The organism is Staphylococcus sp. HMSC061G12 (assembly GCF_001838465.1).
Lineage (GTDB): Bacteria > Bacillota > Bacilli > Staphylococcales > Staphylococcaceae > Staphylococcus > Staphylococcus simulans.
Window position 1 is genome coordinate 1 of sequence record NZ_KV837164.1, and the last position, 20932, is coordinate 20932.

General features: G+C 35.8%; 18 protein-coding genes and 1 other RNA gene. 1 reads left to right on the forward strand and 18 read right to left on the reverse strand.

Features of this window, described 5'->3' with window-relative positions:
- Positions 1 to 93 precede the first annotated feature (93 nt).
- Together HMPREF2937_RS12270 and cymR are read right to left on the reverse strand one after the other, a co-directional pair.
- The gene (locus HMPREF2937_RS12270; RefSeq protein WP_070864703.1) at positions 94 to 300 is read right to left on the reverse strand and encodes a CsbD family protein; all 207 of its coding nucleotides are present in this window, start codon (positions 298 to 300) and stop codon (positions 94 to 96) included.
- A gap of 129 nt (positions 301 to 429) precedes the next feature.
- A complete protein-coding gene (cymR, locus tag HMPREF2937_RS12275) occupies positions 430 to 849 on the reverse strand; it encodes a cysteine metabolism transcriptional regulator CymR (protein ID WP_002481110.1) in 420 nt (139 codons plus the stop codon).
- Positions 850 to 935: 86 nt separating this feature from the next.
- On the opposite strand from cymR, the gene HMPREF2937_RS12280 reads away from it, so the two are divergent.
- The gene (locus tag HMPREF2937_RS12280; RefSeq protein ID WP_070864704.1) at positions 936 to 2216 is read left to right on the forward strand and encodes a replication-associated recombination protein A; all 1281 of its coding nucleotides are present in this window, start codon (positions 936 to 938) and stop codon (positions 2214 to 2216) included.
- Positions 2217 to 2267: 51 nt separating this feature from the next.
- Here HMPREF2937_RS12280 and HMPREF2937_RS12285 read toward each other — a convergent pair whose 3' ends face one another.
- The 16 genes from HMPREF2937_RS12285 to HMPREF2937_RS12360 all read right to left on the reverse strand — a co-directional run bounded on the left by HMPREF2937_RS12285 (position 2268) and on the right by HMPREF2937_RS12360 (position 20929).
- Positions 2268 to 3044 carry a tRNA threonylcarbamoyladenosine dehydratase gene (locus tag HMPREF2937_RS12285; protein ID WP_023016063.1) on the reverse strand — a complete coding sequence of 259 codons (777 nt, stop codon included), beginning with the start codon at positions 3042 to 3044 and terminating at the stop codon, positions 2268 to 2270.
- Positions 3045 to 3178: 134 nt separating this feature from the next.
- Positions 3179 to 3369, reverse strand: a non-coding RNA gene (gene ssrS, locus HMPREF2937_RS12290) — 6S RNA.
- A 72-nt stretch (positions 3370 to 3441) separates the two neighbouring features.
- Positions 3442 to 5208: an aspartate--tRNA ligase gene (gene aspS / locus HMPREF2937_RS12295; RefSeq protein WP_057510442.1), complete on the reverse strand. Its 1767-nt coding sequence runs from the start codon at positions 5206 to 5208 to the stop codon at positions 3442 to 3444.
- Positions 5209 to 5223: 15 nt separating this feature from the next.
- Entirely contained in the window at positions 5224 to 6498 is a 1275-nt protein-coding gene (gene hisS, locus HMPREF2937_RS12300; RefSeq protein ID WP_070864705.1) for a histidine--tRNA ligase, read from the reverse strand.
- A 325-nt stretch (positions 6499 to 6823) separates the two neighbouring features.
- Entirely contained in the window at positions 6824 to 7699 is an 876-nt protein-coding gene (locus tag HMPREF2937_RS12305) for an N-acetylmuramoyl-L-alanine amidase family protein (protein WP_002481115.1), read from the reverse strand.
- Entirely contained in the window at positions 7696 to 8148 is a 453-nt protein-coding gene (dtd, locus tag HMPREF2937_RS12310) for a D-aminoacyl-tRNA deacylase (protein WP_070848827.1), read from the reverse strand. The genes HMPREF2937_RS12305 and dtd overlap by 4 nt, the downstream gene beginning before the upstream one ends.
- 15 nt (positions 8149 to 8163) lie before the next feature.
- A complete protein-coding gene (locus HMPREF2937_RS12315) occupies positions 8164 to 10353 on the reverse strand; it encodes a RelA/SpoT family protein (protein ID WP_002481117.1) in 2190 nt (729 codons plus the stop codon).
- A 351-nt stretch (positions 10354 to 10704) separates the two neighbouring features.
- Positions 10705 to 11223 carry an adenine phosphoribosyltransferase gene (locus HMPREF2937_RS12320; RefSeq protein WP_023016066.1) on the reverse strand — a complete coding sequence of 173 codons (519 nt, stop codon included), beginning with the start codon at positions 11221 to 11223 and terminating at the stop codon, positions 10705 to 10707.
- Positions 11224 to 11241: 18 nt separating this feature from the next.
- On the reverse strand, positions 11242 to 13515 hold the full coding sequence (gene recJ / locus HMPREF2937_RS12325) for a single-stranded-DNA-specific exonuclease RecJ (protein ID WP_070864706.1): 2274 nt from the start codon (positions 13513 to 13515) through the stop codon (positions 11242 to 11244).
- Between the two features lie 138 nt (positions 13516 to 13653).
- Positions 13654 to 15930 (reverse strand): protein translocase subunit SecDF, encoded by a 2277-nt coding sequence (gene secDF / locus HMPREF2937_RS12330; RefSeq protein WP_070864707.1) that lies wholly within the window; start codon positions 15928 to 15930, stop codon positions 13654 to 13656.
- Between the two features lie 432 nt (positions 15931 to 16362).
- Complete coding sequence (yajC, locus tag HMPREF2937_RS12335) at positions 16363 to 16623, reverse strand: preprotein translocase subunit YajC (protein WP_002481121.1); 261 nt, start codon at positions 16621 to 16623, stop codon at positions 16363 to 16365.
- 17 nt (positions 16624 to 16640) lie between these two features.
- Positions 16641 to 17780, reverse strand: coding sequence for a tRNA guanosine(34) transglycosylase Tgt (gene tgt, locus HMPREF2937_RS12340; protein WP_070626369.1), 1140 nt, complete (start codon positions 17778 to 17780; stop codon positions 16641 to 16643).
- 18 nt (positions 17781 to 17798) lie between these two features.
- Positions 17799 to 18824, reverse strand: coding sequence for a tRNA preQ1(34) S-adenosylmethionine ribosyltransferase-isomerase QueA (gene queA / locus HMPREF2937_RS12345; RefSeq protein ID WP_070864708.1), 1026 nt, complete (start codon positions 18822 to 18824; stop codon positions 17799 to 17801).
- A complete protein-coding gene (gene ruvB, locus HMPREF2937_RS12350; protein ID WP_023016070.1) occupies positions 18814 to 19830 on the reverse strand; it encodes a Holliday junction branch migration DNA helicase RuvB in 1017 nt (338 codons plus the stop codon). Before ruvB ends, queA begins: the two co-directional genes overlap by 11 nt.
- Before the next feature lie 25 nt (positions 19831 to 19855).
- Positions 19856 to 20461: a Holliday junction branch migration protein RuvA gene (gene ruvA / locus HMPREF2937_RS12355; protein ID WP_002481125.1), complete on the reverse strand. Its 606-nt coding sequence runs from the start codon at positions 20459 to 20461 to the stop codon at positions 19856 to 19858.
- Positions 20462 to 20473: 12 nt separating this feature from the next.
- On the reverse strand, positions 20474 to 20929 hold the full coding sequence (locus tag HMPREF2937_RS12360; protein ID WP_002481126.1) for an ACT domain-containing protein: 456 nt from the start codon (positions 20927 to 20929) through the stop codon (positions 20474 to 20476).
- Positions 20930 to 20932: the final 3 nt, after the last annotated feature.

Consider the following 20932-nt stretch of genomic DNA (forward strand, 5'->3'; position numbering starts at 1 on the left):
ACCATCAAGTTGTTAATCATGCCGAGCGCACACACAAATAACGGGCAGAACCATTTAAGATTCTGCCCGTTATTTCTATTTATTGATTGATAATTATTTATCTTTATTGAATTTATCTTTTAATTTGCCAGCTGCATCTTTTGCTTTGTCTGCAGCATCGTTAATTTTTTCATCAACTTTACCTGAAGCTTTATCTGCTTTACCTTCATGTTCTAATTTTTTATTATCAGTAGCATTACCTACTGTTTCTTTAACGTTGCCTTTTGCTTGTTCTAATTTGTCTTCACCTTTATTTGCCATAATCGATTCCTCCAATTATTTCAAATCAAGTTACATTATATGAATACCACATGTGAATTTGAATAAACATATCCATATTACGCATTAAAAAATGCAGTCCAACAACCTGTAGTTGAACTGCAATACTTATTAAATATAGAACATGTAATTATCGCGTTTATCAGTATCGTTAAAGTCTGCTAAATATTTTAACGTTGTGCCATCTAATACTTCTCTGACTGCGTCTCTCATGCGCAACCAAAGTTCTTGTTGTGCTGGCGGCTCTGAATCTATACTTTCAACGAATGAAATCGGACCTTCAAGCAGGCGAATAATATCTCCGGCTTTAATTTCATCAGCTGGGACACGGAGTTGGTATCCACCTTTAGCACCGCGTACACTACGAATCAATCCGGCATTTCTTAATGGTCCTACTAATTGTTCTAGGTATAGATCACTTAATTTATTTTCTTCTGCAATAGTTTTTAACGATACACAACCTTGACCTTCCCTCTTAGCAAGAGAAATCATTAAGGTTAAGCCATATCTCCCTTTTGTTGAAATTTTCATTTTATTACCTCGCTTAATCCGATTTTATTTTATTCAATTCTAGCATTTTTTACGTTAATATAGTAATAGAAAGGTGTGACTCTATCTTGACTAACGAACCTTTAGCATCTAGAATGCGTCCGCAAAACCTAGATGAAATCATATCACAACAACACTTAGTTGGTCCAAAAGGTATCATTAGAAGAATGGTTGAATCCAAACGACTGACTTCAATGATTTTTTATGGACCTCCTGGTATTGGAAAAACCAGTATTGCGAAAGCCATCGCAGGTTCTACACAGTTTAAGTTCAGACAATTAAACGCTGTGACAAATACCAAAAAAGACATGCAAATGGTGGTTGAAGAAGCGAAAATGTCTGGTCAAGTCATTTTACTGCTTGATGAAATCCATCGTTTAGATAAAGCTAAACAAGATTTCCTGTTACCTCACTTAGAGAACGGAAAAATAGTACTTATTGGTGCGACAACATCCAATCCGTACCATGCGATTAATCCTGCTATTCGTTCACGAGCACAGATATTTGAACTCTATCCTCTGACAGAAGAAGATGTTGCTGTAGCATTAGAACGCGCTTTAGCTGATGAAGAACGCGGTCTTGCTTCCTATCATGCAACAGTTGATCATGATGCAATGCAATACTTCTCTACTCAAAGTCACGGTGATGTGCGCAGTGCTTTAAACGCCTTAGAACTTTCAGTACTAAGTGCTAAACCTGATGAGAATGACAAAATTCACGTTTCTTTAGAAGATGCCAAAGATTGTATGCAAAAAGGCAGCTTTGTCAGTGATAAAGATGGTGACATGCACTATGATGTCATGAGTGCTTTCCAAAAATCAATTCGAGGCAGTGATACTGATGCCGCATTACATTATCTTGCACGACTGATTGAAGCAGGAGATCTCCCAACCATCGCGAGAAGATTACTAGTGATCAGCTATGAAGATATCGGTTTAGCATCCCCTAGTGCCGGGCAACGTACACTCGCTGCCATTGAATCTGCAGAACGTTTAGGATTTCCAGAAGCACGCATTCCGCTCAGTCAAGCAGTTATTGAATTATGCTTATCACCTAAATCAAATTCAGGTATCAAAGCCATTGACGCTGCTTTATCTGATATTAGAAAAGGTCATGTTGGCCAAGTGCCTAATCATCTTAAAGATGGTCATTATAAAGGCGCTAAAGAATTAGGTCATGCAATTGGTTATCAATATCCGCATGATTCTGAGAATGGCTTTATACCACAGCAATATCTGCCGGATAAACTTAAAAACAGACATTATTACCATCCTAAAACAACATCTAAAACTGAACAGCAACTTAAACAAATCTATGACAATATTACTAAGCAGCAAAACAAGCGTTAATTAAGGTTGATAGAAGAATCGTAGTCAGTCTACGATTCTACATCAGCCTTTTTATTTTTGGTTTTTATCTTTGATTCTAGTCACAGGTATATCTTTTAAGACATCGTTGATGACATAACTTGCACAAATTAAGCCTACTACACTTGGCACAAATGCATTTGAAGATGGTGGCATTTGACCTTTACGCGTTGCCGCATTTTTATCGCCGACTGTTTCTTTAACATCTTCTCTGATGACGATTGGACTTTCATCTGAAAAAACAACTGGAATCCCTTTTTTAATACCTTCTTTTTTCAATTTTTGTCTAATTATTTTTGCGATAGGATCTGTATTCGTTTTAGAAATATCGGCAATTTGGAAACGTGTTGGATCTGTTTTATTTGCAGCACCCATACTAGAAATGATTTTAATGCCGCGTTTCAAACATTCTTTCATCAAATGCACTTTATAAATAATTGTGTCGCTCGCATCAATAATGTAATCAATATCATAATCATTGAACAGTTGTTCATACGTTTCTTCGGTATAGAACATATGTAAAGAAGTTACTTTACAATCTGGATTGATTAATTTGATACGTTCTTCCATCAATGTCACTTTACTTTGACCGATAGTCGTTGTAAGTGCGTGTAATTGACGGTTCACATTAGTAATGTCCACATCATCTTTATCAATTAAAATGATATGGCCGATATTTGTTCTAGCTAAAGCTTCTGCTGCAAAAGACCCAACGCCCCCAACGCCAAGTACTGCAACTGTTTGTTGTTTTAATAAATCAAGTCCCTCTTTACCGTATGCCAATTCATTACGTGAAAATTGATGTTTCATCAAATCTATACTCCTTTAATCTAACTTTACTACCATATACCATTATAACAAATTTAGATAATATTATTTCGTGAAAAAAGCCAAACTTTGAAAAGAAAATAAAAAAAATACGTAGGACCGAAGTCCTACGTACGATAGAATCCGTTGTACCGTAGTTATTAGAGCTTGATCATTTTGGCCTGCTAATTACAGGTGGGTGCCCTGTTTCTTGTTTTGCAAGTCCTCCTTAAGAGGCGTGTGCGCTGCAAGAAAACCTATTGGGCTCCCTGATCAAAGAGTGTTAGGTCAAAATACATACAGCAAACTACGAGTATTTCAGACGACTATCTTATACTTAGATATTACCACATAAAATGGTAATTGCAAATATAAACACTCTCAAAGTGTAATTTTTCTATTAATGACGAATACGCAATGCTAATTCTTCTAATTGTTTATTAGAAACTTCACTTGGTGCTTGTGTCATTAATGATACAGCTGACGCAGTTTTAGGGAATGCGATTGTATCACGTAAGTTTGTACGTCCTGTTAATAACATGACGAAGCGGTCAAGACCTAATGCGATACCGCCATGTGGTGGTGCACCATATTTGAATGCATCAAGTAAGAAGCCGAATTGATCTTGTGCTTCTTCTTTTGTAAAGCCTAAGACTTCAAACATTTTTTCTTGAATATCACCATTGTGGATTCTGATTGAACCGCCGCCTAATTCATAACCGTTTAATACGATATCGTACGCTTTCGCTTGTGCTTTTTCTGGTTCAGAATCTAATTTGTCTAAATCTTCATCTTTAGGTGATGTGAAAGGATGGTGCGCTGCTACATAGCGTTTTTCATCTTCATCATATTCAAGTAACGGCCAATCTGTTACCCATAAGAAGTTTAATTTATCTTCATCAATTAAGCCTAACTCATGCGCTAATTTTACACGTAATGCACCTAAACTTTGTGCGACAACACTTGGTTTATCTGCAACAAATAATACTAAATCTCCTGCTTCTGCATCTGTTAAAGATTTTAATGTTTCAACATTTTCATCTTCAAAGAATCTTGCGATTGGTCCGCTTAAGCCATCTTCAACAACTTTGACCCAAGCTAATCCTTTTGCGCCATAGATATTCACAAACTCAGTTAATTTATCAATATCTTTACGTGTATATTTGTCTGAAGCACCTTTCGCAACTAATGCTTTTACTTCTCCGCCTTTTTCTACTGTATCTTTAAAGACTTTGAAGTCCATTGTTTCTCCTAGTTTTGAAACATCCAATAACTCCATGTCAAAACGTGTATCTGGTTTATCAGAACCATAACGTGACATAGCTTCTGCGTATGTCATACGTGGGAATTGTTCAGTCAATTCAACACCTTTAACATCTTTTACAACACTTTTCAGCATGTCTTCACCAAGTTCCATAACATCTTCTTGGTCTACGAAACTCATTTCAATATCGACTTGCGTGAATTCAGGTTGTCTGTCTGCACGTAAGTCTTCGTCACGGAAACATTTTACGATTTGGTAATATTTATCGAAGCCGCTGATCATCAATAATTGTTTGAACAATTGTGGTGATTGCGGTAGTGCATAGAATTTACCTTCATGCACACGAGATGGTACTAAATAGTCACGTGCACCTTCTGGTGTTGATTTAGTTAAGAAAGGTGTTTCGATATCTAAAAAACCTTCTTTATCTAAATATTCATGAATTGCGCGTGTAATGTGGTGACGCATTTTAATTGTTTGCGCAAGTTCTTGTCTTCTTAAATCTAAATAACGATATTTTAAACGGATATTTTCATCCACTTGTTGTGAATCATCATTTATTGAAAATGGCGGAGTTTGTGCTTTGTTGATGATATTGATTTTATCAACTTGTACTTCAACATTACCTGTTTTAATTTTAGGGTTTACAGTTTCAGGATCACGTTTTGTTACTGTACCTTCAACTTCAATCACGTATTCAGAACGGATAGATTCCGCAACTTCTAATGCCTCTTTAGAAAAGTCTGGGTTGAAGACGATTTGTACATAGCCTTCACGGTCACGTAAATCAACAAAGATTAATCCACCTAAGTCACGACGATTGTGTACCCATCCTTTTAAAGTGACGTGTTGTCCTAAAAGGTCTTCCGTTACAAGACCACAATAAGTTGTTCTTTTACTCATAATTACTCTCTCCTCTTATTTCGCTTTCTTCTCTTCAAAATATGAAACTAAATCCGTGAGTTGAATCGCTTCTGATTCTCCGCTCTCCATATGTTTGATATTGATATTTCCATCTTCAAGTTCTTGGTCGCCGATTACAATCGTATATTCAGCTCCTACACGGTTCGCTTGCTTCATTTGACCTTTAATTTTACGTTTCAAGTAATCTTTATCTGCTTTAATACCGTGATGGCGTAAATCATTTAATAATTTAACTGCGTAACGGTCCGCTTTTTCACCCATCGTTACAATAAATAAATCTAAATGATCTTCATCTTCGATTTCGATACCTTCTTCTTCTAACGCAAGTAGTAAACGTTCAATACTTAATGCGAAACCAATACCTGTTTGTTTTGGTCCATCTAGTAATTCTAATAAACCATTGTAACGTCCGCCGCCGCATAGTGTTGTGATGGCACCATCATAATCTGGACTGTCAATCATTAATTCAAAAGCAGTGTGTGTATAATAATCCAGACCACGAACTAAGTTTGGATCTTCCACATAAGGAATACCTAATTCATCTAAATAACTTTTAACTTGTTTAAAATAAGCTTTTGATTCTTCGTTTAAATATTCTGTGATGCGTGGTGCAGTTTTAACCGCTTCTTTATCTCTATCCACTTTACAATCCAAAATACGCATTGGATTCGTATACAAGCGAGATTGGCAGTCACTACAGAACGTATCAATGACAGGTTCAAAGTGCTTAATTAACGCTTCGTTATATTCCTTACGAGAATCAAAGTCACCCACACTATTAATCACAAGTTTCAAGTGTTTTAAGCCGAATGATTCATAGATATGCATTACCATTGCTAAAACTTCAGCATCAATACTTGGATCTTCGGCACCGATTGCTTCTACACCGAATTGATTAAATTGACGATAACGCCCTTTTTGTTTACGTTCATATCTGAACATCGGACCATTATAGTAAAGTTTAATCGGTTGGTTCGGATCACCTTGCATTTTATTTTCAATGTATGAACGAACTACTGCTGCAGTACCTTCAGGTCTTAATGTAATACTGCGATCACCTTTATCTTTGAATGTATACATTTCTTTTTGTACAACATCTGTTGAATCGCCAACACCTCTTGCGAATAAGTCAGTACTTTCAAAAATAGGTGTACGAATTTCTTTATAATTATACAGTTCCATTAATTCATCTAATTTTGTTTCAATATATCTCCATTTTCTGCTTTGATCAGGCAGAATATCTTGTGTACCACGTGGGATTTTAATCATATCGTCACTTCCTTTTAGAAATAAAAAAGCCCCTTGTATGATATCACTATCACACAAGGGACGAATTTTCCGTGTTGCCACCCTAATTGAACTGTATAGCACAGTTCCACTTTAAACATTTAACGTATGTTGTACGGAAGATAAACAGAAACTATTTACCTTCACCTCTTCTTGTGTTCAATAATGACAAAATTACTCTGAATAATCTTTCAGCCTAGGATTATTTCTCTTGTATCATTTCGTAATGTCTATTCAAGAATCGTAACGGTTTTAATTATTTTATTCAGATACTATCATAACGATTTTAAGCATTGATTGCAACTATTTAAGCTGAAAAATACATACGCAAACCATCAACAATAGACTGTTCTAATATTTGGCGATGCAATTTATCTCGTATCATCATCTCATCTGTTGGATTACTGATATATCCTAGCTCAATTAACACAGCTGGTATTTTAGATTGACGCAATACTTGATAATTTTCCTGTCTCGCACCTTTAGGTGACAGCAAACCTTTTTTCTGTATACTCATACTTAAAACTTGTGCTAAATCTTCTTGTTTTTTCTTGTACCAATATACTGTTGCGCCATTTGCTTCAGGAGACTCCAAAGCGTCATTATGTAAGCTGATAAACGCATCACCTTTAAGATTTCTATCTTTCAGTTTGACGTAATTATCATTGTCACGCGTCATTTTAACAGTTGCGCCTTCTTGCTCAAGTTTCTTTTTTAACTCCAATCCAGTTTTTAAAGTATAAACTTTTTCTAAAGATTTATACTTAGTGCCACTGGCTGCTCCCTGGTCACCACCGCCATGACCAGGGTCCAGTACAATCACTTTGCCTTTTAACGGCTTAGCATTCGGATCATTATCTGGCGGAATATCTAAATCCGTATGCCATCCAGCCACCCATCCTTTTTGCTTGCCATTACTTGTTTCAACATAAATCCATTTACCTTTTTTATCAAGTTTATGGAATGTTTCACCTTTTTCAGCAGGAAAAATCTCAGGATAGACGGCGTTAGGACCCGTTCTTAATTCTGCATCTTCTTTCATTGTTACACTATCATCATGTTTATCTTGATAATTGGCAACGAGAATTATCGTAAATACAACAATAATAATTAAGAGTGCAGCAATGAGTACGGGAATCGGTTTAAGTCTATGCTTTTTAAACCACCGTTCTATTCGGTTCATATCACTTTGCCGTCCTGACTTTCATAAATAATCGTCACAGGACCGTCATTTGCGATATCCACTAACATATCAGTACCGAATTCACCTGTCTTAACTTCTAAGTCATAAGTACGTAATGCATCGTTCAACGCTTCATATAAGCGATTTGCTTCATCTGGAGATTTAGAATTTGAAAAGCCAGGTCTATTGCCTTTTTTAACATCAGCATATAACGTGAATTGAGATATAGATAATATCTCACCCCCGATTTGCTGAACATTCAAATTCATTTTTCCTTCTTCATCTTCAAAGATTCTTGCATTGGCTATCTTTTTTGCCACTGCTTGCACATCTGCTTCAGTCGAATCTTTACCTACACCAACTAACAAACATAAACCTTTTCCAATTTGATTATTTAACGTTTCATTTGTTACAGATGCTTGTTTGACACGTTGTACTACTACTCTCATTTATATACACCTCAGTTAGTTCCAAACTCTTGTTACTGTATAGACGTCTCCTAGTTGTTTAATACGTTCTACGACTTTAAATACTTCGTTGACGTTTTTAACCATCACACTTAAATTAATAATAGCATTTTTTTCAACATCAGATTTACCTGATACTTTAACTAAATTACTGTCAGTTGCGTTAACCGCTTGTAGTACTTCATTAAGTAATCCGTTGCGGTCATAGGCAGTGACTTCTAAATCAACTTGATAACGTTGTGTAGAGTCTTTAGATTTCACCCACTCTACGCTGATTAAACGTTCTTTTTCATTTCGGATATTCGGACAATCTGTACGGTGTACTTTAATACCATGTCCTTTAGTAATATAACCTACAATATCGTCACCTGGAATCGGATTACAGCATTTAGATAATTTGATCAATACGTTTTCAATACCTTCAACATAAACACCGCTGTCTGTGGTGATATTGTCTTTAATCGGTACAGATTTTGTGACTTCTTGCGCTTCATTCAATGCACGTTGCTTGTCAAGAATACGTTGTTTTTCCGTTAACTTGTTAACGATTTGTGATGATGTCACACCGCCAAAACCTACTGCCGCAAATAAATCATCTTCATTTGAGAAATTATATTTTTGATTGACGATATCTATATTCGCTTCTGTCAATACTTCATCAACTTTAAAGCCTTGTTCCTTAATTTCCGCTTCTACCATAAACTTACCTTTTTCAATGTTTGAAGAACGGTCTTGTTTTTTGAAGAAGCTTTTAATTTTGCTTTTTGCACTGGAAGAACGAACAATTTTCAACCAGTCTCTGCTTGGTCCATAGGAATGTTTGCTTGTTCGTATTTCAACAATATCTCCAGTTTGCAATACGTAATCAATCGGTTCGATTTTACCATTGACCTTTGCACCGATCATTTTGTTGCCGACTTCACTGTGTACGGCATAGGCGAAGTCAATCGGAACTGCACCATAAGGTAATTCAATCACATCACTTTGTGGTGTGAAGGCATATACTTTATCACTTTGTAAATCGAACTTCAATGATTCCATAAATTCTTGTGCATCATTCGCTGTTTTATCTGCTTCTGCCAAGTCTTTCAACCATGATAGTTTCTTAGCATAACTTGAATTATCATCAGTGACTTTCTTGCCTTCTTTATAAGCCCAATGCGCCGCAACCCCGTGTTCAGCAATTTCATGCATTTCATGTGTTCTGATTTGAATTTCTAAAGGATCGCCATTAGGACCTACAACAGTGGTATGCAACGATTGATACATGTTTTGTTTAGGCATCGCAATATAGTCTTTGAATCTGCCAGGCATCGGTTTCCATAAAGTATGTACTAAACCTAATACCGCATAACAATCTTTAATTGAATCAACAATAATACGCACTGCTAATAAATCAAAGATTTGATCGAATTGTTTCTTTTGTTTCATCATTTTACGATAGATACTGTAAATATGTTTAGGACGGCCGTTAATCTCACCTGAAATATGCATTTTATCCATTTCAGCACGTATATTGTCTATCGCGTTTGCAATATAAGCTTCACGCTCACTACGTTTTTTCTTCATGAGATTGACGATACGGAAGTACTGTACACCATCGATATAACGAAGCGCTATATCTTCAAGTTCCCATTTGATTGTATTAATCCCTAAGCGGTGTGCAAGCGGTGCGTAAATCTCTAATGTTTCTTTAGAAATTCTAATTTGTTTTTCTCTCGGCATCGCTTTTAAAGTACGCATATTATGCAATCTATCTGCTAATTTAACTAAGATAACACGTACATCTTTGGCAATCGCAATAAATAACTTTCTATGGTTCTCAGCTTGTTGTTCTTCTTTAGAACGATATTTGACTTTCTTTAATTTCGTAACCCCTTCAACAATCATGGCTACTTCATCGTTAAACATCGCTTTTACGTCATCAAATGTGTAAGGAGTATCCTCAATTACATCATGTAAGAAGCCTGCAACAATAGTCGGTCCGTCAAGATGCATCTCAGTTAAAATACCAGCTACTTGAATCGGGTGCATAATATAAGGCAAACCATTTTTTCTGAATTGGCCTTGATGCGCTTCATATGCGATATGATAGCTTTTCAAGACATGTTCATACTCCTCTTTGGATAAGTAGGATTTTGCTTTATATAAGACTTCATCTGCGCTGTATGGATATTCATTATTCACATTAGACACCCCCACATCTTCTTTTTAAGTACATTTTATTTTATAATCTGCTTGTCAGTTTGTTTGAATATTTCATATTTCGACAATAGTTATATAGGTTACCAGCCTATTTTCAACTCGTTCCTTTTATCACAACTTACATTTATATTAAATAATATATCTATTCTACTATACATTGACAGATAATTGAACCACTATACTTCGACGTATTGTGTGAACTTTCGCAATTATCTTGTCAGTGTCGTTTACAAGCTTACCTTGTAGAATTAACTTTTATTTTAAAAACAAAAAACAAATTTTGCAAATAAATAAATGTATCGCTTACCCTTCACTAGTAAGCGATACATTATTTTACTCATCATATGAAATTAAGCTTAATACTTCGTAGTCTTTAATCTTTTCATAACCATGTAAATATTTTAATTCGATGATAAAGGCAATACCAGCCACAATACCTCCTAGTTCTTCAACGAGTTTGATTGTAGCTTCAATCGTGCCGCCTGTCGCTAGCAAATCATCAGTAATTAAGACGCGTTGTCCTGGTTTAATAGCATCCTTATGCATAGTTAAAACGTTAGTACCATATTCTAAGTTGTACTCATATTTGATGACTTCTCTAGGAAGTTTGCCTTCTTTACGTACTGGTGCAAACCCAATTCCCATTGAATACGCTACAGGACAACCGATGATAAAGCCACGTGCTTCAGGACCTACAACGATATCTACTTCTTTTTCTCTAGCAAATTCAACGATTTGATCTGTCGCATAACCATAAGCTTCCCCATTATCCATAATCGTTGTGATATCTTTGAAATTGACGCCTTCTTTAGGCCAATCTTGTACTTCTGAAACATATTGTTTTAAATCCATTTATTTATTTCCTCCTAATTACTTAGCTAGCTGTTCTTTAATCCAAAGTTTCACCTTTGAAAAGTCATCATATAACAAGAATTTCTCAACATCTATCCGTTTAAGTCTTGCTTGATAAAGCTTACTAGAAGTAATGTCCTTTTTATCTACATTTTTATTCACTTTAATTATACCATGATTATTCTCAATAAAATCTAATTCATTAAAGACTTTGAGCATAAATATCAATAAAGGCGGTTTGATTTTTAAATAGTTGCATAACTGCATTCCATCTTGTTCTAAGTTGATTTCATCTTTCATAAATAAGGCTTTATAGCACGCCTTAAAATGGTTCATTTGCGGCATGCCGTCAAAATAAATAGAGTGTCGATGGTTCAACTCTAAAATAATTTGACTGGCTTGAATTGACTTTAGCGTTTGTGCCATGGTTTCTAAATCCAATGGTAACTCTTTAAAGATATATCTGTCATAAACTTGTTCAATTATATCTCCATAGAAATATTGATGTTCATGTGCTTTTTCAGCCTGTGCATTGATAATTTCTGCAGTCGATGCATTATCATGCATCTCATGTTGACGTGCTTTGCCTCTGAAGTCTAAAATTTGCAGCTGTTCTGAAGCCATATCTTGTACCATGAATTGAGGCGATTGATTACCATTCCATTCATTTATTTGTAAAGTCCCGATTAAATTTAAGGGCTCGTTCAGTTCTAGTTGGTGTGCATATGCACCATTTTGCCAATAAAGGGCTTGTAACTTAGAATCACCTAGTGTCATTTTTAAATGTTTGCCTTCTTGACCAATCCCTTTAGATTGTTTGACTTGAATCCTATCTAATTCAAACACAGGACTAGTAAAGTCTGTACCGAATGGTCGTAACTTTTCAATATCTGAAATATTTTTAACCGTAATATCAGATTCGCTTAATACTAAATCTACTTTTTTCCTAGGTGTTAAATCTACGTGTTTTGCGAGTTCTGCCATATGAGCATTTAACGCTGTTTTAAGCTTTTCTATATTCTCAATTGGTAAAGTCATTCCCGCTGCCATATGATGCCCACCGAATTTTGAAATCAATGGTCTTTCTTTATCTAGCATCTCATACATTGAAACTTGTTCAATACTGCGTGCAGAACCTTTCGCAAAATCTTGTGCAGTATCAATATTTAGAATGATCGTCGGCAAGCCATATGTTTCAACAATTCGTGAGGCAACGATGCCAAGAACACCTTCATGCCAATTTTCTTGGGCAAGGATTAAGAAGCGGTTTCCAGCTTCTACTTCCGCTTGTGCCATTTCAAGTGCTTCGTCTGCAATCTCTTGAACAATATCTTTTCGTTCTTGATTAAAATGTTCAACTTGCTCAGCTAAGAATTCCGCTTCTTCCGCACTTTCACACATTAACAATTCCGCTGCTAAACTTGCATCATCTAGACGGCCTACTGCATTCAAACGCGGTCCTATTATAAAACCAATCGTTTCTTCGTTTATCGCGTCGTTATACCCTGCTTGACTTAGCAGCGCTTCGATGGCAACTGATGGATGATTGTTCATCACTTTTATACCTTGTTGTACAATAGCTCGGTTTTCATTTGTTAATGAGACCAAATCAGCAACTGTACCTATGGCTGCCAAAGCTGTAAATTCAGGTGCAGGATGATCAAGTAATGCTTGAGCAATTTTTAATGCGACCCCTGCACCGCTTAAGTATTTAAATGGATAGTCAAAATCTGGATGCATCGGATGCACAATCGCATAAGCTTCCGGTAACGTTTCACTAATTTCATGGTGATCTGTAATAATCACATCTATGTCTAATTCTTTAGCCACTAGCATTTCATGATGACCTTGGATACCATTATCAACTGTAATAATCAAGTCGATACCTTCATCTGCCGCATTTCTAAAGGCTGCTTCATTTGGTCCGTATCCTTCAGTAAATCGATTTGGAATATACCATCCGACTTCTGCACCAAGTTCTCTTAATGCACTGACTAATATAGATGTAGATGTTACCCCATCAGCATCATAATCTCCATAAACTAAAATACGTTCTTTTTTATCAAGTGCTTGATTGATACGTTCGATAGCTTTCTTCATATCACTTAACGCATAAGTGTCATGCTGAATTTGAGATGGTTCTAGTAATTGTTTGATTTCAGAAGACGCTATTACACCTTTGCTTTGTAATATCTTTTGTACGATAGGTGTAAGCTTTAATGCTTTAGCATCATCTGATGTGATTTCTGATGTATTCGATTGTAAATCCCATTTATACTTAGCTTTAATCATATAACGACTTCCCTCTTTTCCACATGTCATTATACAGAAGAACTCATAAAATAAAAAGCAACTTCTACCAAACATAGCGTTTTACATCATAAAAAAACTCCCAGACTAAAAAGTCCAGGAGTTAATACTCTCGTTCTATTAAACCAGAATTTTATCTTCGTTTTTACGTTTTTCACGATAAACGACAAGTTTATGATTTGGTGCTTTTTTAAGCTGTTGTTTTTTCATCATGCCCCATAAAGGTACAGCGATGAACACAGATGAGAATACACCAGAAACTAAACCAATTAATAATGCAAGTGCAAAGTTGAAGATACTTGATGCACCGAACATTAATAATGCGACTACAACAATCACAACTGTTAATACAGTGTTGATTGAACGTGTCAGTGTTTGTCTGATTGAACGGTTTACAATTTTGTCAATCTGTTCTGGTTTAGTAATCACCCTGATTTTATGCAAGTTCTCACGTACACGGTCAAACGTAACGATTGTATCGTTAATAGAGTAACCGATAATTGTTAGAACTGCTGCGATAAATGTTACATCTACTTCAATTCTGAACAAGCTGAATACCGCAACAATCATAAAGGCATCATGCAGTAATGCGATGATAGATGATAAGCCCATTCGCCATTCGAATCGTAATGAAATGTATATAATCATACCGATTGATGCGTAAATCAATGAAAGTAATGCGTTTTTCGCAATTTCTTGACCAATCACCGGTGAAACTGTGTTAACAGTAGGTTCATTACCGAATTCTTTTTTCATCACATTTTTAACTTTAGCAACTTCGTCTTTGCTCAAATCATTTTTAAATTGAACAGAAGCGCTATCGTTATTACCAGATAATGAAATACGGTCAGGCTTCATATGCGTTTTGTTTAATTGTTTTGTAACATCTTCTTGTGTAATCTTATGATCTGCTTTCATATCAACACGTGTACCACTTGTAAAGTCGATACCTAAGTTTAATTTGAATATAAACAGAATCACTACACCAGCAGCAATCACAATACCACTGAACCAGAATAATGGTTTCGCAAGTTTCATGAAGTTCCAATGATCATAAGGTGTTTTTAATTGATACACATCAATACCTTCATTGATATCATGTCTATCTTTCTTCTTAATACCAAATAACCAGAAACTTTTCTTGAAGTAATTTGATTGTACTAACAATGATAATAAGATACGTGTTAAGAATACTGCTGTCACGAAACTCATTAAGATTGCGAGTAATAACATCGTAGCGAAACCTTTAACCGCACTTTCACCAAAGAAGAATAACACAGCTGCCGCTAAGACAGTTGTTAAGTTCGCATCTAAAATCGTAATAAAGGAACTCTTATTCGCTTTGTGGAAAGCTTGTTTCAATGTTCGTCCGATTCTCAACTCATCTTTAATCCGTTCATACATAATGATGTTCGCATCAACCGCCATACCGACACCAAGTACCAGTGCCGCTAAACCTGGCAATGTAAGTACACCATGAATGAAGTTGAAGGCTACTAAAGTTAAGTAGATGTATGTTGTTAATATAATTACGGCAATAATACCAGGTAATCTGTAGAATCCTACCATAAATAAGTAAATGACTCCGACACCTAATAATGAACCGAAGATTGTTTTATCTAATGCATCTTGACCGAACTGTGCACCTACAGAGTTAGAGTAAATTTCTTTAAGATGTACTGGTAAAGAACCAGAGTTCAATAAGTCAGCAATTTGTTTTGCTTTTTGAACGCCTTCTTCGCCATTAAATCCACCAGAAATTTCTACACTGTCAGAGTTGATAGGTTGATCAACTGACGCTGCTGAAACATATTTCGGGTCTTTTTTCTCTTTTTCTTTTTGGTAACTATCGCCTTTTTCGTAGTCTAACCAAACAACCATCACGTTTTCTTTACGTTTTGAAATCTCTTCTGTGACTTTCTTGAATTTTTTACTATCTTTCAATTTGAAAGTAACAGCCGGTTGGTTGGTATTCTGCTTAAACTCTTGTTTTGCAGAACCTTGAACTAAATCCTTACCTGTTAATTTAACGTTATCGTCTGAGTCACGAATCGTTAAATTCGCTTGTGAAGATAAAATGTCTCGAGCTTCATTTTGGTTTTTAACACCAGCAAGTTGTACTCGAATACGGTTATTATCTTCAACAGTAATCTTAGGTTCAGATACCCCTAAGACGTTGACCCTGTTTTCTAACGTTTTGGCTGTGGCTTGAACAGCCTTATCGTCTATCTTATCACCCTTTTGTAATGGATTAACTTGGTAAAGTACCTCAAATCCACCTTGAAGGTCCAAGCCTAAACGAACGTCTTTAATTACATTCTTGTAAGTTGCTGCCATGCCAGCAAAAAGCAACACAACAAGTAACAAGAATGCAATTATTCTACTGTTTTTCTTCACATGAACACCTCATTATTTACTTATGTAAATAGCATACTTGATTTTTCAAATGAACTGCAAGCTAAAACCAAACGTTTCGGTTTGTTCTTACACTGCACTTCAATTGAATGAACCTATATAGCTTACTACATCCTTACTCAGCTTTCAAAAATTCGAACAATACTTTGTGTGATGCATAGCGTGTACAATTGATTAAAATCAACATTAAATCACGTTAATACTATGCAAAACCTTATAAAATCGTATTCCAATATTGAATTATACACGCTCCTACACTAATTTAAAACAACTTTTCATTCATTTAAAGTAATTCAAACAAAATTAAAACATCCTAAAACAATCTATATCGGATCGCTTTAGGATGTTTATTGGGTTAATCTATGTACAGGTAATTCGCTTACGCTTGCCTATACTATGTCATACTAACATTAATTAGTCTGGATTAACTTGTTTTACAGCACCTTTTTCAAATGTGATTTGAGTGCCTTTGTCGTTAACTGAAATGACAACTGTTGTTTCATCAACTGCACGTACGACACCTTTGATGCCGCCGATTGTTGTAACGTGTTGTCCTGATTCCAAACGGTTCACCATTTCACGGTGTTCCTTTTGACGCTTTTGTTGTGGTCTGATCATGAAGAACCACATTAAAGCTAATAATGCAATAGGTAAAATAAGACCGGTTAAATTCACAAACATTACTCCTTTAATTAAAAGTTTTTAGGATTTTCTTCATTCAATCCATATTGTTCAAAGAATTCCTCTTTAAAATCTAAAAGACGATCCTCCCGAATGGCCTGTCTGATATCCTCCATTAATTTTAACAGAAAATATAAGTTATGATAAGTAGTTAGGCGTATACCAAAAGTTTCTTCTGCTTTTATTAAATGACGTAAGTAAGCTTTTGTATAGTTACGGCATGTATAACAATCACAATTTTCATCAAGCGGACTTAAATCGTCTGCATATTTTGCATTTTTAATAACCACACGACCATTAGAAGTCATACATGTACCATTTCGTGCTATACGTGTTGGTAATACGCAATCAAACATATCCATACCACGAATACTACATTCGATTAAAGCATCTGGTGAGCCGACACCCATTAAATAACGTGGTTTATCCTTAGGCATGAATTGTTCAGTAAATTCAACCATGTCATACATGACTGGTTTAGGTTCACCCACAGATAATCCGCCAATCGCATAGCCAGGAAAATCTAACTTCACTAATTCTTCAGCACTTTGCTGACGTAAATCTTTATATTCTCCACCTTGGATAATTCCGAATAAAGCTTGGTCTTCTGGTCGTTTATGTGCTTTCAGACAACGCTCTGCCCATCTTGTTGTTCTTTCGATAGAGTCTTTGACATATTTATATTCAGCAGGCATTGGCGGACATTCATCAAATGCCATCATAATATCTGAACCTAAATCATTTTGAATCTCTGTCGCTTTCTCAGGACTCAAGAATAATTTAGAACCATTTTTATGATGTCTGAAATGAACACCTTCTTCTGTGATTTTACGTAAATTACTTAAACTGAATACTTGGAAACCACCTGAATCAGTCAGAATTGGGCCATTCCAATTCATAAATTTATGCAAACCACCCGCGCGTTTAATAATGTCATTACCGGGTTGCAACCATAAATGGTATGTGTTGCCTAAAATGATTTGTGCATTAATTTCCTTTAGTTCTTCAGGACTCATAGTTTTAACGGTAGCTTGTGTTCCTACTGGCATAAACATAGGTGTTTCAAATGAACCGTGCGGTGTATGCACGATTCCTAACCTTGCACCGGATTGTTTACATGTTTTGATATGTTCATAAGTTACTGCAGGCATAACTTTTTCACGACTCCCTTAAATAATTAACATTGCATCACCAAAGCTGAAGAATCGATATTTCATTTCGACAGCTGTTTGGTATGCATTTAAAATATATTGTTTTGAACTGAATGCTGAAACTAACATGACAAGTGTGGACTTCGGCAGATGGAAGTTCGTAATTAAAGCATCAATAGCTTTAAACTCAAAGCCTGGATAAATAAAGATATCCGTCCATCCGCTTTGTGCTGTAAATTGGTCATGGTCTCTGCGAATCGTTTCTAATGTTCTTGTTGATGTGGTACCAACTGAAATAATACGATGTCCTTTTTGTTTTGTTTCATTTAACAAATCAGCTGTAGCTTGAGACATCTGATAATATTCACTATGCATTTTATGATCATCTATATTATCAACGCTGACAGGTCTGAAGGTACCTAAACCGACATGCAGTGTTACAAATGCAAGGTTCACTTGTTTCGCTTTTAATTGTTCTAACAGCTCATCTGTAAAGTGTAAGCCGGCTGTTGGTGCAGCGGCAGAACCTGTTTCCTTCGCATAGACTGTTTGATAGCGATCTGGATCATCTAAACGTTCTTTGATGTAAGGCGGTAATGGCATTTCACCTAATTCATCTAAACGTTCTTGTAAAATACCTTCGTAATATAAACGCATAATGCGTCCGCCTTGTTCTAATTCCTTAATACATTCTGCGATGATTTTCCCTTCACCAAATGATAATTTTTGACCCACTTTGATACGTTTCGCAGGCTTCAATAATACTTCCCAATCATTACCTTCGGTTTGTGTCAGCATCAACATTTCTACTTTAGCTTTTGTATCTTCTTTTAAACCAAATAAGCGCGCAGGCATGACTTTAGTATCGTTTAAGACAAGCGTGTCACCTGGATTAAAATATTCGATAATGTCTTTAAAATGACGATGTTCAATGTCGCCATTCTTTCTATTTAATACTAATAAACGACTTGTATCTCTATCTTTTAACGGCGTTTGTGCGATTAGTTCTTCCGGTAAATGATAATCAAACTCTTCAATATTCAAAATTGTCCCTCTTTCCATGTTCAGTGCCAAAGTGTTCATAAGCTAGGGGTGTCGCTTTTCTTCCTCTCGGTGTGCGTTCTAAAAAGCCTTTTTGAATTAAGAAAGGCTCATAGACATCTTCGATTGTAATACGTTCTTCACCGATAGAAACAGCGATTGTGTCTAAACCGACAGGTCCCCCATTATATTGATTAATAATACAGCGCATCATTTTATGGTCGATGTAATCTAAACCATAATCATCCACTTGTAGAAGTTGTAATGCACGTTTTGTTGTTTCAATATATATTTTGTCGTCTTCATTGACTTGTTGGAAATCTCGAACGCGTTTAAGAAGACGGTTGGCAATACGTGGTGTACCTCTACTACGTTTCGCAAGTTCTGCAGCACTCTCTTCATCAATTTCTGTACCTAGTACTTCTGCAGTTCGCTTAATAATATCTTCTAGTTCATCCTCGTTATAAAACTCCAAACGTAAATGAACACCAAAGCGATCACGTAACGGGCCTGTTAAACTGCCGGCTCTTGTCGTTGCACCTACTAATGTAAATGGAGGCAAATCAATACGAATACTGCGCGCTTCTTCTCCTTTGCCGATCACGATATCTAAATAGAAATCTTCCATTGCAGGATATAAAACCTCTTCAACTACACTGCTTAAACGATGAATTTCATCAATAAACAAAACATCACCTGGTTGCAAACCTGAAAGGATTGCCGCTAAATCACCAGGTCGTTCTATTGCTGGTCCAGTGACTGTTCTGATATTTACACCCATTTCATTCGCAATGATGTTTGACAAGGTTGTTTTACCAAGTCCAGGGGGGCCGAATAATAAAACATGATCTAATGGCTCCTCACGCATCTTTGCTGCTTTTATAAAGACTTCTAAATTAGCTTTAATTGATGCTTGACCGATATATTGTCTTAGTAAATGTGGTCTCAATGATAATTCAAAAGAATATTCATCATCATGGACCGTTTGATCTACCATTCTGTCATCCATTGTGTCCCCTCCTTTTGACTTATTTTTAAGAAACTAATATTTTCAAACCTGCTTTAACCGCTTCATCAACTGATTCAAACTGCTCTGTACTCAATTTCTTTTCAACTTTTTTCAATTCACGCTTAGAATAACCTAATGCTTCTAATGCAAGCAAGGCTTCTTCTAGGACTGGTGAATTGCCGGATACAGTTGTATCAGGTTGCTGTAATAAAGTATCTGCGCTTTCATCTGTGATTTGAACTTTACCTTTTAAATCTAAGATGATTTGACGTGCGGTCTTCTTACCGATACCTGGGAATTTTGTTAAATACGCTTCATTTTCATTTTCTATACCGATTTTCACTTCATTAGGCGTACTTGCAGCTAAAATTGCCAATGCCGATTTTGGACCAATACCTGTCACTTTATTCAAGCTTAAAAACATTTCTTTTTCTTCTTCTGATATAAAACCATACAACAACTGTGCATCTTCTCTAACAACTAAAGACGTGTAAATTACTACTTCTTGTTGAAATGAAGATTGAAAACGATAAGAGTTCGGTGTTTGGATTTCATAACCGACACCATTCGTTTCCACCACCACGTGCGTTGGGAACAATTGTGTTAATTGACCTTTAATATATGCGTACACGCCGTCACTTCCTTACATTGACATACTGATTATTTCTACTTTATAAACATTTTCAATGTTTCGTAATGCAAAAATCACATCTTCAATCGAAGTCTGACTGCCTGCAGTATTTAAAGACAATGTGATTGTTGCTTTATCTTCCATCGGAATACTTTGATGAATCGTTAAAACAGACATATGAATTTGAGAAATCGTATTAAGAACTTGTGCAAGCATACCAACCTTATCATGTACATAAAGAATGATAGTGAATTCTCTTGTATCTTCTACCTTTTCATCAATTGGAAAGATAGTATCTTTATACTTGTAAAAGGCACTACGAGATAAACCGTATTGTCTGACTGCTTCATAAATAGACAAATGCGGATTTTCTTTTAATGCATCTTTAATTTGCAATGTTTTAATGACAGATTCTGGAAGTACATCTTCTCGTATCAGATAGAACTTTTTCACTTGTTTATCGTTCACTTA